Origin of the sequence: Streptomyces phaeolivaceus, assembly GCF_009184865.1 — a bacterium.
Lineage (GTDB): Bacteria > Actinomycetota > Actinomycetes > Streptomycetales > Streptomycetaceae > Streptomyces > Streptomyces phaeolivaceus.
Genome location: NZ_CP045096.1, coordinates 5,875,103 through 5,890,516, shown reverse-complemented (window position 1 = coordinate 5,890,516; position 15,414 = coordinate 5,875,103). Strand labels below are relative to the sequence as shown.

The following is a 15,414-nucleotide window of genomic DNA, read 5'->3' as shown; positions in this document are numbered from 1 at the left end:
CGGTGGCGGCGAGGCGCGCCCAGCTGTGGCGTTGTCCGAGCGGGCCGCGGGGGTCGGCCACTTCGGCAAACGGCCTCAAGCGGCTTGGTGCTGCTTCCCCATCACCGGCGGACCGAAGGACGACCGCGAGTCGGTGGACGAGGCCATGCGGGCCTGGCCTTCGGTACGCCGCACAACGGGCCCACAAGCGGGAGGGGAGGGCGGCGCACCCGCGGAGTCGCTGCCCCTGCCCTCGGTCGACGGCTCCGACGCGATCTCGAACCACGTCGTCTTGCCCGTCGGTTCCGGTTGTGTCCCCCAGGCATCCGCCAAGGCGTTCACGAGCAGGAGGCCCCGACCGCTCTCGTCGTCCGGTCCGGCCTCAACAGTGCTCGGCAACGATGCGTCTGTGTCCGTGACTTCGACACGAAGACATTCACCGGACCGTGTCACAGAGACGTCGCACGGAGCATCCGTGTACAGGACAGCGTTGGCGATCACCTCGCTGGCCAGCAACTCGACGGTCTCCAGTGTCTGCTCCGATATCGGAAGGCCCAGATCCTGGGCCAGCGAGACAACTTGGCGGCGTGCGGCCGGGACAGCGTCGACGACAGGCGCAACCGTGAATCCGTACGTCGGACGTTCGGAACTGTGACGCGCCATGACGACAACCTCACCTTGGTAGTGGCCTCAGTGAAAAGGAAGCCTTCCACCCGACAAGGTCTGTGTGAGGACAGTCTGTCTGTAGGCACACCCGGCAAGACGCATTGCCACTGCGGCGGGTTGTGGTACGGGTCTGCTTCCGTTGAGGCGCGGATACACCGGGAGGCACACGCCGAATAGACCGTACCCCTCCGCACCTCACATCAGACCTCCCCGCTGGCGGCGGGACTGGTGGTGTGTGCCTTACGGACATGGCATGCCGCTTGGATCTCGTGGTTCAGGACGCCCAGTGTCCCAGCTCCGCGCAGCTCCGAGTCGGCTGCGGCAATGACGGCCGCGTACAGGTTGGCAGGGCCGTCAGGGCCCGCCATGGTGGAGTCGCGCATGGCACCGGTGAAGACGACCGGCTGGTCGTGACCATGGTGGAGGCCGAGGATGATTCACCCCGCTCCAGGAGCGGCCTTGAGGTGGGTGGTGAGGTGTTGGAGCGCGGTCCATGCGTCGGCGTCGGTTCCGTCACCCAGGATGTAGTGCAGGGCAGGGTGCGCGGGCGTGCCGAGTTGTCGCGGGCGCAGGGCGACGGGTGGTCGTCGGGCGTGGGTGAGGCCGATGGCGTTGACGTCTCGGGTGCCGAGGGTGAAGGACACCGGGATGGGCGGGGCCTCCAGACGCGGGGTCAGCGTCAGGTCTGCGCGAGCTGCTCGGAGCGTGGTGAGCATCGTCACCAGGCCATGCTCATCGACCAGCGCGGCGGCGAGGGATTCGACGGCGTCCAGGGGGACATTCACAGCGGACGTGTAGCCGAGTGTGAGCGTGATGTCCTGAGCGACGCCGGCCTTCGTACGCGCTGTGCGGAGTGTCGCGATGGACGGATGGTCCGGAGCGCCGATCGCGACCAGGTGGGTCGGCGCTGGTGACCGGTCGCGGGCCAGGTCCGTCAGCTGGCGTGGTGACCAGGGCAGGTTGACCGGCTCCGACGTGCTCCAGCCCACCGGCGCCGCGCCCGTCAGGTGGCGCCAGGCGGTCTCCAGACCGCGGCCGAGGACCAGGTCGGCGGTGGGAGCGTGGATCGTGCGGAACGTGACGGTCAGCTGGCGTTCCGGAGTGGGCCCGGTCTGCGGGGTGAAAGCGTCGGCGACCGTGGTGCTGGTCGGGATGAACGTGCCCTGCTGCCAGGCGAGGGGGACCCCGGACAGGCCGTCGTAGTAACCGCCGACCGGGTCCTGGACCACCCACCGATTGGGGGCACCTCGCAGCGCCATGCGCAGGGGGAGCGTGAGCCGGGCATGGGGTGGCGTGACCAGGTGCAGGGCGCGGTTGGTGGCGCTCGCGGTGCGCAGGACGTCGGAGAGCCAGATGGTGAAGGCAAGGATGGGACGGTCGGAGATGACGACGGCGGTGGACTCGGTCAGGACATCGACCGAGGGAACGTCGGGAGCGGACGGAGCGACGACGTCCTGTGCGTCACCGGCCGGCTGCTCCTGAGGGATGGCCACCACGCCTGTCGTACCCGCGGCGCGCGGCCACACCGTCCCGCCGAGCAGCGTGGTCAGGCGCCCACACACCGAGCCCGCGAGGGGTTCTGCCTCGGGTACGGCGGTCGAGGCGCGGGCCTCTGTCCACCAGTAGGGCGGCGAGGGTGCGGACACATCACCGCCGAGGAGGCGTTCCGCTTCGCCGGGTATGTGGATCAGGAGCGGTGCCTCGACGGAGACCAGGGGACGGCCGACGCGGGTGCACAGTTGGAGGACGCCGCCGTCCCCGGTGGAGGTCAGCCCCAGGTCGGGGCCGCCGGCGAAGAGGCCGGCGAGCAGGGTGCGGGTGTCCGGCAACTTCGGGGTGAGAGCGATGACGTCTTTGGTCATGTTTCGAACTCGCCGACCCAAGAGCGCTCCAGGAGCTCCTTGGGGAGGTACTCGGACTCGACTTCGATCGGGAATCCGGCGTCGTAGGCGAGACAGGCGATGGCAAGCGGGCCGAGAGCAATGACCCCGTTGAGGTCGGCGACCCGTTCCGCGGTGGCGGTCCAGTACGTCTTATGGAGTTCCAATGCCTCGACCAGCGCGGCGTTGAAACCTTCGTGATCTTTACGCAGGAAGTGAGAGAAGAGATTGATGGGTTGATACAGGACGTTCTGAAGAAGATCTCGTGGCGCGATGGTGGCAATCTCGGGGTAGGAGGCAGTGATCGCCGCCTGCATTTTCTCGACCAGTCCGGGATGTTCAAGCCAGTACGTTTGAAGCGCGTCAACCCAGTGATAGACGTACTCGTCGCCGTGTGCTCCAGACGCCCTGAGCAACTCGACAGGGACTTGGCACATGGCATCCATGCGCTCCTGGTCCCGGCAGATGATGACAAACCAAAGAGTCGCCAGCCAGTTACCCGCATTCGCATAGAACTGCGGCCCTGTCGCCGCAATGGTGCGAACTTCATCCATGATCCGGCACTCAACGACACCATCCGTTGCCTGTGCCGCCATGAAAGCAGCTGTTCCGACCTGCATTGCGGAAACGGCTGCTTCCCACGTTTCCAGCTCCGCCGCATCCGGATCGAGCACAGCACGGGCCTGAAATAGGGTCAGCGTCTCATCCATGGCCAGACCGAAGCCGGAGGGCGACTGGCCGAGGTCGTCGACACTGCCTTCCAGGTCCTCCGCCAGGTCCTTCAGGGCAGCCTTGTCCAGTGCCCTCGGCCTGGCGTGTCGCGCTACACGCGCCGTCACGTAGTGCTCCCGTCAGCTGATATCGAATGTCCACTTCGCGTAGCCAGCATACTCGCCGGAGGCAGTCGACTTTGCCTTGACCAGGACATATTCAACATTGCCCTGCCTGAGGGATTTCCTCAGTTCGCGGTAGAGGAGCATCTCGTTGGTGTCACCGTCAAGCCCTCGCTCGCGCATTTTCCTCAGGATATCCTGGAAGTACTCTTTCGAACCCTGGCGGGCATCGAATCCGTTGGGGAGTTCTCGTTTTCCGAGATCCAGGCCGCTGCTCCCCTTGGCCTCAATGACAACGAACTTCTTGACCCCATTCGTGTCAGTGTGACTCCACAGCTGATCAAACTGATCATTCCCATTCTTCGGACCTGAGAGCTTTTCCCATTGATAACCCTGATAATGTTCGGGGATCACATGATGCCGGGCAACAGCCTCACCGAACGCCTCACTGTCCACACTCATCTTTTCATGGAACGGGGCATGTCCTGCCTTCACCTCCTCGTAAGCGCGAAGGTTATCGGGGGTCGGCGCGGCTTCATATGTCCCCTTTGCCGCGCGCACCGGTTCATGCCACGCGTTATCCGCCTGGACTGATATGTGCCGCTGGTGAGCAGCGTCCTTGATGGTGTCGAGCCCCCTGTCGGTGGGCACGGTATCCGGCGCCCGGGCAACCTTTGAGCCGGGAACATACTTCTCGGGAAACGGGGGCGGCTTGTCGGTCGCCGCGATCCATGAACCGGGATGGTTCGGATCCTTCTTCAGATGAGGCGGCGGATAACCACTCTCATCTGCAACGGCCACGCGAAGCCTGCGCCCATTCTCGCGATAGTATTTCTCAAAATATCCTGGCTCATGGTTCGCGCGGTAGACCTGCACATCCTTGATCTGATGAGGCTCGAGCTGGTCGTACCAATCCTTGCCCACCGGATGAGGTTCATCACCGGCACCCGCCTGCCATCCGTCCGAACCCGGCCCATGATCTCCACGAGGGCCGGGCACATTGCCGCCTCCACCCGCATATGCATCGGAATACCCGGATTCGTTGCCGCCACGGGCGTGCTCAGCTCGGGCACCGACTTCGGCCAAGTCGCGTGGGCGGTCCGCATGGGCGGGTCTGTTCAGCTCCGTGTGGTCGTTCGCGGAGAGTTCGTGCGGGGCCTCGTCCGCGTACTGGCGGATGCTGCCGTCGGCGTTGAGGACGTCGCCCGTCTTGGTGTCGAGGTAGACGCGTTTGCCCGCCTGGTCGACGTACTCGGCGGCGTGCTCAGGGATGGCGGCGGCACGTTCGGCGAGTGGGGTCGACTGGTCGGGCAGGGTGTATCTGCCGCCGTTGCCTGCCATGTCCAGGTAGGCGCCGGGTTTCAGGTTCTTCAGCGCGGTGAAGGCGTCGCCGACCTTGACGTAGGCGAACTTGCCCGCCTTGCCGACGTACGTGAACGGGTCGACGGCCCGGCCCACCTTGCCCACCACCGACACCGCGCGGGCCGCCGCCCCGGTCCGGCCGGCGCTTGTCGCTGCCGCGCCCGCGCCCTCGGTGCCCAGGAGACCGAGCACGTTGAAGCTGACGGTGCCGGCCGCACGGGCTGGGTTGGTCTGCCAGGTGTCCCAGGCGACGAACCCCTTGACGGTCTGCTTGTACGTGGTGCGCGAATCACGCAGCCAGGAGGGGAGTTTGTCGTCCGGGACGAGCCACCAGGTGCCCAGGGTGGCGCTGGTCAGGAACGAGGCGGTGCCGAGCTTGGCCAGGCCCTTCCACGCCTCGCCCGCCGCGTCCGAGCCGTCCGCGCCGAACAGGGTGCCCACGCCGTGGACGGTGCCCATCACCCCGTCGGTCCAGAAGCCGTCCCAGACCTGCCCGGCCGTGTGCGTGAACCAGTCCCAGCCCTCGTACTCCTGCTCAACCGCCGCACCCCACGGGGTCTCCCCGGCGTGATCGAGGTCTTCGGCGCGGTAGCCGTACATGTTCTCGCCGTGCGAACCGTCATCGACCGAGAGCTTCGTACCGCCGACCAGAGCGGTGATCTTGTTGTGGCAGGCGCGTTCGGCGGCCTGGAAGGCGGCGACCGTCTTGTTGACGTCGTGCCATAAGCCGTTGTTGGTCTCGACCTTGTCCTTGTCCTTGCGCCAGTCGTCGTCCCCAGCAACCGAGTCCACGAACACCTGAGCGTCGGTCTTGAGGGTCGCCAACTTCTCGACCAGCGGCCTGACTTCAACGCCGTACTCGTCCAGCGCAGCGGCGACCTTCTCCAGATCGTCCGCGAACGCGTCCGTCTTCGTCTTCACCGGCTGGGTGGACGAAACCAGGTCGTGGGCCTCCGGGGCCTGGTAGACGGCGGACAGACCTTGGAAGGCGGTGTGTAGATCAGCGCCCGACGCCCGGAACTGGCCCGCGTTGGCGTACAGCAGCATCACGTCGATGCCCAGCGTGGACAGATCGCCGAGGAACTGCGGTATCCCGGACGGATCGATCAGATTCGCTTCGTCCGCCATCACTGCCCCTGTCCGGGCAGGTCGACCTTCGGCTCCTTCGCCGCCTCACGCTGGGCGTTCGCCGCCAGGGTCAGGTCGCCCTCGACGTAGTGCCCGGTGGCCTCGGCGGCCCCGCTCAGCGACTTGGACGTGCGCTTGGCGACATAGAGCAGGTCATGGCTCCACTGCTGCAGGAACTCCCCCAGCGCCGCGCCGACCACCCCGACCGTGCTGGTGTAGGGACCGTACTGGCTGGTGATCATCCCAGCCGCCGAGGCGGCCTCCTCCAGATTCCCCTGCGCCGCCGAACCAGCCCCCGACAGGTTCTCCGCATGCGCACCCGACGTCTCCAGAACACCGCGCACCCCGGCCGGGTCTATGTCCCACCCCGTCACAACGCTCCCCTAACCCCCGTATGTACTGCTCGACGCGCATGGAGGGTGGATTCCGCTGCCGTCCGCCGCTGGATGCCCGACGGCACGTACACCCTGTCGATCACCGAACATGATCTCGCGTTGGCCTTGCGGGCACAACGGCTCACCTCGGCAAGGTGGCTGGATGCAGTCGCCATCGCGGTAGTGGGCTGGTGGCATGCCGAATGCATCCAGGACGCTGCCAGTTGGCCGTCTACGGGGAGAAGTGAAACGTTCTGTTCCCTTCAAGAAGTGGATCAGAACCGTTGCTGGCGGCCAGTAACGCCCGCCGCCGTCGACACTGCCTTCCTGCTCCGGAGCATTAACGGCTCGGGCCCTCCGCGCTTCGGGAATCCCCCTGCGGAGGGCCAGCCCGCCGTCCCATGTGGCATCGGCTTGGTGTCCTTACTCGGCCTTGGGAGGCTCCAGGAACTGGCTGGGCCGCCCCGACCAAGTGATCGACAGCTGCTCACGGGCGCGCGTTGCGGAGACGAAGAGCAGTGACTGCTCGCGGCGCAGGTCGGCGGCGTACTGCAGGCGGTCTTCGGCCTCCGGCGTGAGGGCGGTGGGCAACGGCATGTGCTGGGCGCCGGCTCCAACGATGGCAACGGCGCGGTATTCGAGTCCCTTGATGCGGTGCATGGTCATGACCTGCACGCCTTCGTCGGGATCAGGGACACGGGAGTCCTCGACCTTCACAGCGTCGAGTTTGGCGTCACGCAGACCCTCGACAGCCGCGTTGGCCAGCGAGTGGGTCCGGGCCACCACTGCAATCTCGTGTGGCTTAACGCCTTCCTTCTGCCACCCTTCGACCCGCTGCGCTAGCGCAGTCATCTCTTCAGCGGCCGTGCGGTAACCCTGCGTCTCGGGGCTGGCTCCGGATAGGACGGAGCGGTATCCGTATCCGCGCAGTCGCTCCGGGTTCCCGTCGAGGTCGTCGAACTCGACCTTCCCAAGCAGGTTCAGGGAGGCCACGAGGATTTGCCGGGTGGTCCGGTAGTTGAGGGTCAGTCGCTTGGAACGACCGCGGATGTTGATGCCGTGGGCGCTGAGGGATGTCCGGTTGTCGTAGATCCTCTGGTGCGCGTCGCCGACAATGAACAGGTCGTCGTCGCCTTCGGGGACGAGGGCGCGCAGCAGCTTCCAGTGAGCGGCATGCAGATCTTGTGCCTCGTCCACGACGATGTGCCGGTAAGGCCGCTCCTCGTCGGACCAGCCGGAGGCGATCCGGGCTGCCTGGGCGGCGAGCTGGATGACGCTCGCAGCCTTCTCGCGGTCGAGACGGCGCTCAAACTCCTCGATGAGGGACCAGACTTGAGCGCGTTCAGGGCGGTTGAGCCGTCGGCCACGACCTGCGCGCTTGGCGACGAAGTACTCGTCGCGGCTGCGGATGTCCTGGGCGAGGACGACCTGCTTCCACTCGGTGTCGAGGAAGCGGCCGTCGAAGTGGTGTCCGGGCTGTTCCTGAGCGAGTTCGATCCAGCGGTTGAGGATTTCGCTGTCCTTGAGCCTGCTCGGTGCCTCGGGCCCGAAGCTCTCCTTCACCGTGCCATAGGCGACCTTGTCGATGTTGCGGACGTCGACCTTGGCCAGCAGCTGAGCCCCGCCGAGGTCCTTGAGGTGGGACTTGAGCAGATTGGCGAGGTTGGTGGTGAAGGTGGTCAGCAATATGGCCTGGCCAGGCGGCAGGCGATCGGCGAGGGCCTTGACGCGGTGGAGTGCCACCACGGTCTTGCCGGTGCCAGGGCCTCCGGTGACGCGTGCGGGGCCTCTGTACGGGGTCTTCCGTTCGGCCAGGGCCCGCTGAGCGGGGTGGAGGAAGATCCGCCAGGCGGAGAGCGGTTCGGTCAGGATGCGTCCGAACTCGGCGATGTCGCCGGTGACCACGAAGGCTTCCTTGGTGGCTGGGCGCTCGATGGCAGCCTCGTAGTCCTCGGTGTCGATCTCGTCTTCGGTGGCCGCGACGGAGCTGACCTGCTCCCAGACCTGCTCGACGGACATGCCGTCAGCGAGGCACAGGATGACGTCGCGGGCCAGTTTCGGAAGTGTCTCGACGATCCCCAGGACGGCGTCCTCGCTGTGGATCTCGCGGAGCGCCGGGACGATGGAGGAATGGACGCCGAGGCGTTCGAAGTCGGCGTCGGAGACGCCAGCGAACAGTGATGGCTTCTTCGTGTTCGCGGTGCCGTCCGCGCTCTTCGACTGCCCGCTCAGGGTTCCGTACAGGCTGCCAAGGTTGATCAGCTCGATGCCGCCGGTGACCTTATTGATGTCGAAGAGGATGTTGGCGGCGAAATCGTAGGCGTCGTCGTGCGGCAGGACGGCGACCAGGTAGTAGATGCGGTCGGCGTAGTGCATGAGCACGGCACGGTAGTTGTCGGTGACGCGTGCGGTGCGGACTCTCTTGTCTTTGGCGCCCTTCGGGGGCTTGAGATTGAGGCCGTTGGAGTCCGGGTCGCGCTGCATCTTCATGATGAACTGCAGCACCAGCGGTTGGACGGAGCCGTCCAGCGCGTCATAGGACTTTCCGAAGACGTCCGCCATGATCACCTTGGCGCCGGACATCAGTTCCCCTCCAACTTCTTGATGAGTTCAGACACGTTCACGACGTCAGCCTGTGCCACGTACCAGCCCTCACGCTCGAAAGCGGCGTCTCGTTCCTCGTCCGCGTCGATGAAAATCGCCACCTTCTCGTCTTCCCAGGCCAGTTCAGCCAGCAGCGCCTGGTCTCCGTACTCGAAGCCGACCTCGGGCACGTCGATGCGGCCCCCGCGGGCTTCCTCGACGAGCGCGAGCAGGACATCCTCGACCTTGCTCGAAGCCCATTCGACAGCCTCGGCCCACCTGGGCGGTAGAGGCGGCGGGGCCCCTCCTTCCGTGGGCAGCGCGCTGGTCAGCAAGGCCACCGCGTGCGGGTCCACCTGATCGCTGGTGGATACCGCGACCTGGTGGAAGGAACAGGGCAGTTCGTCGCTGGCGGTGGACTGGAGGAACTGCAGGAGGTTGGACCAGCGCAACCAGTCCGCCCAACGGTTCCTGTGATCCTCGTCCACGACAGCGTCCGGCCGGTCGTCGAGTACGGCCAGAGCTGACCAGGCCCGCATGGCTGGCTGCCCGGTTCGCGGTTCGGGTCGGCGGTCCAGGAGGCCGGTGATCCGCGCCTGACCGGGGGTTCGGGAGTCGAAGGCGACCGCCTCGGTGGCCTGGGGCACGGTGGGCAGGGCTGCGCCGCGCAGAATGTCGGGGAGGGCTCGTCCGATCTCCTCGCGATCCACCGGCTGCGGGCGTGCCACTGCCCCGAAGCCGCCAAGCAGTCCGGCTGCTCGCCGCGCCCATTTGGCCCGTTGGGGGTCGGCGAGGAACTCCAGCAGGGTCTCCACCGGATTACGCAGGGCCGGGTCGAGAGTGTCATCGGGCCGAGCCTCGCCGACCAGGCTCTGGTGTATCTGCCGGGCGAGCCCTAGCGCCCCCTCCGTGTGCAGGGGTGACACAGACGTGCGAACCTTCTGCCCCTGAACCGCGCCACTGACGGCCGCCGCCCATCTCGTGACGTCGTCCCAGGTCAGCTGCCAGACCAGGGTGCCTTCGGCTCTAAGGGCGGCCCGCTTGGCCGCGTCGTCGGCGATGCGATTGACGCGTTCGCTGGCATGGAAAGCGAAACCGTCGAGGAAGACAGCGACGCGCTCGGTGGGGCCGTCGGTGCGTTCCAGGAGGAAGTCGGGCTCAGAGGGCACGGCGGTGTTCATCCGCACGTGGTCCTGCATACGCCAGCGTGTGGTGGTCTCACCGCAGGTGAAGCGCAGTTCATGCTCGATGCCGCGCTGGCCGGCCTTGGCGGTGACCGATCCGTCCTCCTCTTCGCGGCGGCCCCAGGTGACCAGCGTGCGGACGAACCGATCCTCCAGCTCGCTCTCGACAAGCTGGTCAATGCGGACCCCGGAGAGCGTGTCGACCTTCTCGACGTCCCAGTCCTTGAGGATCTCGTCCAGGAGCTCCTTCGCGATGCGCAGCGAGACGTGCGGAAGCTCGCTGCTGGTGACGTGAGGCAACAGACAGCGGTGGCAGGGGGTGCGCTGATCCTCCTTCTGGCATGGACACTCCCGAAGCGCCGTCTGGGCGAGACTCAGGACGCGGTGCAGCACCTGGGCGTCCGCGAGGTGTTCGAGGTAGCCGGTACCGCCGGGCATGGAGTCATGCAGGACGAGGAAGCGCCTGCGTAGCTCCGGGCTGTCGCCAGGCATGCTGTCGGTGACCACGCGGATGTGGTCGGGGGCTCCGCCGAAGTGCTTGGTGATGCCCAGGAGCAGGGCCGCTTTGAATGAGACCAAGCGCTCGGCGAGGTCCATCGTGGAGACGGGCAGCAGGATGCGCAGGGCCTGCGTGGTCAGCTCATGAGCCAGGAGCAGCTTCTCCGCCGGCTCATGGTTCACGCCGTCGTCGCGATGCGTGCACCAGTACGCATGGCGGGTGCCGACACGCTGAGCCGAAGGGTCCCATGCCTGCGGGTGCACGCCACGGACCGAGCCGCACTCCAGGCAGGTCTCGAAGCCAGGGACCTGCATCTCGTCGCCGCGGATCACATGAGTCGAGCCCGGGGCGGCCGACGGCCCCAGGTTGATGGTGCGAATCGTGGCCACTCGGGCAAACTCGACCCCGAAAGGCGGAACCTTCTCCTCCTTCTTCTTGCTGATGCGGCGCCAGGCCCTCAGCCCCTGGGGCTGGTCCTTGTCGATGTCGACCAGAGCGATCGCATCGAACTGCCTGCGCTCCCGCTCATCCCTCTCGTCGGTAAGGCGTGCGTCCTCGCGCCGCTCACGTGCCACCACCCGCTCGGGCACCAGCACCTTGTGGACGGCTCCCGGGTCGGCGATCTGCGGGGCTTTGCAGCGTGGGCAGGCAGTGATGTCGAGGCCAGTCTCCTCCGTGGCCACGAATCCGCACTCGGGGCAGAACCTCCACAGGGCGTACGGGTCCTCGCCGCCGCCGACGCCGGTGCCAAGGTCCACGCCGTTGACGATGAACTTATAGCCGTCGGTGTGGAAGATGTTGCCGGGCGCCAGTTCGGTCAGCGCGAGGCGTGAGCCACGCCCGTAGTCGGTAGCGCTCTCGTCGAACTCGCCGTCGCTGTTCCGCCACCACAAGGTGGCATCCAGCACGGTCGCGTCATCGTGGAGGGTGTAGTTGGGCAGGAGGCCCAACCGCACCAGAGCATTGATCGAGTTCTCCGAGACGAGGTCGTCCCGGCGTTTGCGTACGGTGCGTTGCTCGGCGAAGAGCTGACGCCGCTCCTTGTCACGTTCTGGGTCTCCGGAGACGGACGCCAGGGCGTCGAAGGCTCGGCCGATCTGCCGCATCCTCGCGCGTAGCGCCGCCACTCGCTTGTTCCAAGCGCTCGCGGCGGCCCCGACGGTCTCCTCCAGCTCCTGTTCCGCGAAAGCCTGTACGCCCTGACGGGCCTCCTCGCTCATCGCGGGGAAGAGTTTGATGAACGCGGCAGACAGCTGGACATGGCGGGCGGTCGCGACGTCGAGGAAACGGCGGAACCACCCGTCTTCGGCCAGCCCCGGCCCGAAGAGCTCACCAATACGCGGTGGCATGGGGCGCTCGGGGATCGCCGTGCCTTCCCACAGGGTGCGGTCGGCGGCGCGGTCGAAGAGGAAGGCCAGGTACTGGCGGCGCAGGATCTCGGAGGCCTCCAGGTAGCAGTCCGGCGGGATGATCCGGCCGGCCAGCATGTGCTCGGGGGTGTGCAGGTAGTAGTGGTTGCGGTTGCCTCGCGGGACGAAGGTCACTGCCAGGGAGTTGCCAGTGCTGCGTCCCGCTCGGCCGATCCGCTGGGCGTAGTTGGCGGGTCCAGGCGGCATGGAGGCCAGCAACACGGCCGACAAGTCGCCGATGTCGATGCCGAGTTCGAGAGTGGGTGTGCAGGTGAGTACGTTCGGGTCGAACGCCGAGGCCCGATTCTTGAACGCGGCCTCGACCTGCTCACGCCGCTCCCGGCTCAGCGCACCCGTATGTTCGGCGGTCAGCACATCGCCCGGCCGGTCGACGGTGTACAGACGCCGGTAGTAGTCGGCCGTGTAGTCGCGGTCGTCCTCGACGAAGTGGCCCGAGCATCGGAACCGCAGGCACGCGGTGCCCAGCCACTGCTCACGCCGTCCCGGCGGAACAGTCTGCCGCCACGTGCATGTGTTGCAGCGCACGCCACACCCATTGACACCGTTCTCGTCAGGTGAGGCAGCGTCGTCGATGCGGTAGACGAGGACGTTGCGAGGCTTGAGGCCGTAAACAAGCGCACCGCCCTCGGCGTGGTAGGTGGCCAATAGATCGTGCTGAGCAAGCAGCTTCATGGCCAGCTCGGTCACCGCGCGCGCCTCGCGCCGATCGCAGCCCAGTGTGCGGTGACCCCAGTCCGCGAACCAGGTGTTGTCCCGGGTGAGAGAGTCGAAGCCGGTTGTACGGATGCCACCGGACACCGGGAACGCGGGCGCGGCGAGGCCGCGCGGGAAGGCCGGCATGCCAGTGGGACGGCCACCCCAGATCGGCCAGCGCCGCGCGCCGGCCTGGCGGATGTACTCCAGCAGCCACGGGTGGAACAACGCTCCGCGCAACCGCAGCCGTTCGACCAGGCCCCGCAGGAAGACCTCGTACGCCATGTCATCGGTCGGCAAGGAGATCTGCCCGGGGAGACGCTGATGCCGATCCCTCAACTCCGCACACAGCTGAGGCAGTTCCTTGAGATCGACCTCGACAGCCGCCGTACGGGTCAGCTCCAACGTGCGACCCAGGCGCGAGCGCAGGCCGAACTCCAGCAGGGTCTGGAACACCAGGCGGCTGTGGAGCATTTCCGCGCCGGCGTCGCTGAAGCCGTTCGACTCATCCAACAAGGTCTGGATGTCGGGGTTCTCTCGCAGGTCTGGGGGAACGATCGAGGCGAGTTCCTCGCGCTTTCCGCCACCGGCGGCCATAACAACGGCCTCGGCGGCATCGGCCGCGAGATGGTGCACCGCGATCGGCTGTCCAGGAGGGAGGTGCTTGGCGAGGAGACCTCGAAGCGTGAAGCCGAAGCTGCGGTTGGCGATAAACGCAGCCCGATGGGTCGCGTCCTGCACCGCGTCGGTGAACACCAACAGCTTCCGCTCGCTCTTCGCCAGTCCCCGCTCCGAGAACATCTGCGTGGTGGCCACCGATGCGAGGGTCGCCGTGCCGGCGCCGAGGAAGCGCATGCCATCGCCCAGCCCGCATGAGGGGCACTCGTCATCGTTGTCGGCGGGCAGCGGCCCCTGCGGGGTGACGACCGCGACGGTGTCCTGCGCCGGGTTGGTCGACAACCGTTCGTTCTCCGCGTGCAGGTGCAGCACCGGGTACTCGTCCGGCCTGGCCCGCAGCATCCAACGCACGGGCCGCCTCTTCTGCGCGGCAGCCTTGTAGATCTCCAGCGTATTCGTCTTCAGCTGCTGCCACTCCAGTTCAGTGGACAGCGCGGCCCAGCCCGACCGCCCGCAGTGACGGCAGTAGACCGCCGGAAGGTGACGCCGGTACGGCGGCCCCACGGGGCGACGCGACGCGTCCTCCCGATCGCCGATCTCGCCGACGCTGTCGACCTCCGTCGGCTGGTAGATGGCGAGGTTGGCCGGGTTCGGGCGTGAGTCACCCGTCGGACCGTCATCGTCGTACCAGCGGAAGTGCGGCTCGGCGGTCGCCGCCCGAATGACGCGCCGGACCTCTCGCACCCACAGCTGCGCCTCAACACGCAGGAACGGAACGGGCTTTCCCGTGACGGGATGCGGACTGCGAGCATGCGAAATCAGCGCGAGGATCCGCGCAAAGGCGAGTTCCAGCACACCCGGGTCGCTTCGGGCCGCTTCGTCCCAAGCCGGACCGCCACCGCGCTGCGCGAACTCCCTAGCGATCTCCGGGACGGTCACCGGTGTACTGCCAGCGACGTCAAGGATCGCCTTGACCAGGATGTGCTGCTTCAGCTTGGCCCCGACCTGCAACGGATCGGTGATCGGCTGGCCGAGCATGAGCCGCGCCAACTCCACAAGGGCTGACTCATCGTCCAGCGGATCAGGCAACGCGGCCAAGGCAGCGGGAGCCGGGCTGGGAAGCAGGAAGTCCGGTTCATCCACCACTTCCTTGGGCAGCAGCCGGTCCTCACCGACGAGCGCGACATCCGGGAACGGTGTGCCGAAGACCTTCTCCGCGAACTCCAGCAGCAGTTCACGGTCCGACCGCTCGGGCCCCTCCACGACCGGCCCCTCGGGCACGCTCCCACCCAGTGTCGCCGACGTCGCCACCGGCGTGATGTCACCGAGCGGACACCCCTCACGTGCCGCCCCCGTCGCCGCCCCGAGGCGGCGCAGCAGCATGGCCACGTCAGTGCCCTGGGCGCCGTCGTAAGTGTGGAACTCATCGAGGACCACGTACGCCAAAGAATCGGACTGCCACAGCGGAGCATCCGGAATCCGCTGCAGCAGCAGATCGAGCATCTTGTAGTTCGTGAGCAGGATGTCCGGTGGGTCGGCTCGGATCGCCTCCCGGTCGGTGATCAGCTTCTTGACCGTCGGGTCGCCGGCGAGGGACGTCGATCCGGTGTCACGGCCGTACGAGCCGGGCTCGTTCTCATCCTCGTCCGAGGCTAGTCGGGGCCCGGATGCACCGCCGATGTAGATGCCGGCCGTGACATCCCTCAGCGCTTCCTCGGTAGCGAGGAAGTCATCAATGCGACGCGCCTGGTCGTCGGCCAGGGCGTTCATCGGGTACAGCAGCAGGGCCTTCACACCCCGCTGCCCTGCGGCCCGAGCCCTCGCGCAGTGATCCAGGATCGGCACCAGGAACGACTCGGTCTTACCCGACCCGGTACCCGTCGTGACGATGGTGGGCTCCGGCTGCCGCCCTCCCTTCGACGACAGCCGTTGCCAGGCTACGGCCTGGTGGGTGTACGGCGTGAGCTCGTCTGGGTGCCAGTCGAGTGCCGCCTCCCATCCCTTCTTGGCTTCGCGGAAGGGCGTCCGGACACGTAGGTACGGCCCACGGAACAGTCGGCTCTCCGGGCGCTCCAGGAATGCGTCAAGTTCCTCGCGCACGTCATCGTCGGCGAGCGCGAAGCTCGTCGTCAGGTAGGTGGCCAGGGCTCGACGCAGGTCCTCGGCAACCAAAGAGGGCAGCATG

The 15,414-nt window shown here is 66.8% G+C and carries 8 protein-coding genes; all 8 read right to left on the bottom strand.

Annotated features, from left to right (window positions below):
* Positions 1 to 75: 75 nt before the first annotated feature.
* A complete protein-coding gene (locus F9278_RS48810; protein ID WP_152170708.1) occupies positions 76 to 642 on the bottom strand; it encodes an ATP-binding protein in 567 nt (188 codons plus the stop codon).
* A gap of 203 nt (positions 643 to 845) precedes the next feature.
* Complete coding sequence (locus F9278_RS27565) at positions 846 to 1,079, bottom strand: asparaginase domain-containing protein (RefSeq protein ID WP_226967333.1); 234 nt, start codon at positions 1,077 to 1,079, stop codon at positions 846 to 848.
* 3 nt (positions 1,080 to 1,082) lie between these two features.
* Complete coding sequence (locus F9278_RS27560) at positions 1,083 to 2,507, bottom strand: DUF6177 family protein (RefSeq protein WP_152170706.1); 1,425 nt, start codon at positions 2,505 to 2,507, stop codon at positions 1,083 to 1,085.
* Positions 2,504 to 3,364 carry an immunity 49 family protein gene (locus F9278_RS27555; RefSeq protein WP_226966977.1) on the bottom strand — a complete coding sequence of 287 codons (861 nt, stop codon included), beginning with the start codon at positions 3,362 to 3,364 and terminating at the stop codon, positions 2,504 to 2,506. Before F9278_RS27555 ends, F9278_RS27560 begins: the two co-directional genes overlap by 4 nt.
* Before the next feature lie 12 nt (positions 3,365 to 3,376).
* Positions 3,377 to 5,848, bottom strand: coding sequence for a hypothetical protein (locus F9278_RS27550; protein WP_152170705.1), 2,472 nt, complete (start codon positions 5,846 to 5,848; stop codon positions 3,377 to 3,379).
* Positions 5,848 to 6,222 (bottom strand): DUF6507 family protein, encoded by a 375-nt coding sequence (locus F9278_RS27545; RefSeq protein WP_152170704.1) that lies wholly within the window; start codon positions 6,220 to 6,222, stop codon positions 5,848 to 5,850. The genes F9278_RS27550 and F9278_RS27545 overlap by 1 nt, the downstream gene beginning before the upstream one ends.
* A gap of 423 nt (positions 6,223 to 6,645) precedes the next feature.
* Positions 6,646 to 8,805, bottom strand: coding sequence for a UvrD-helicase domain-containing protein (locus tag F9278_RS27540; protein WP_152170703.1), 2,160 nt, complete (start codon positions 8,803 to 8,805; stop codon positions 6,646 to 6,648).
* A complete protein-coding gene (locus tag F9278_RS27535; protein ID WP_152170702.1) occupies positions 8,805 to 15,413 on the bottom strand; it encodes a DEAD/DEAH box helicase in 6,609 nt (2,202 codons plus the stop codon). Before F9278_RS27535 ends, F9278_RS27540 begins: the two co-directional genes overlap by 1 nt.
* Between the last annotated feature and the right edge of the window lies 1 nt (position 15,414).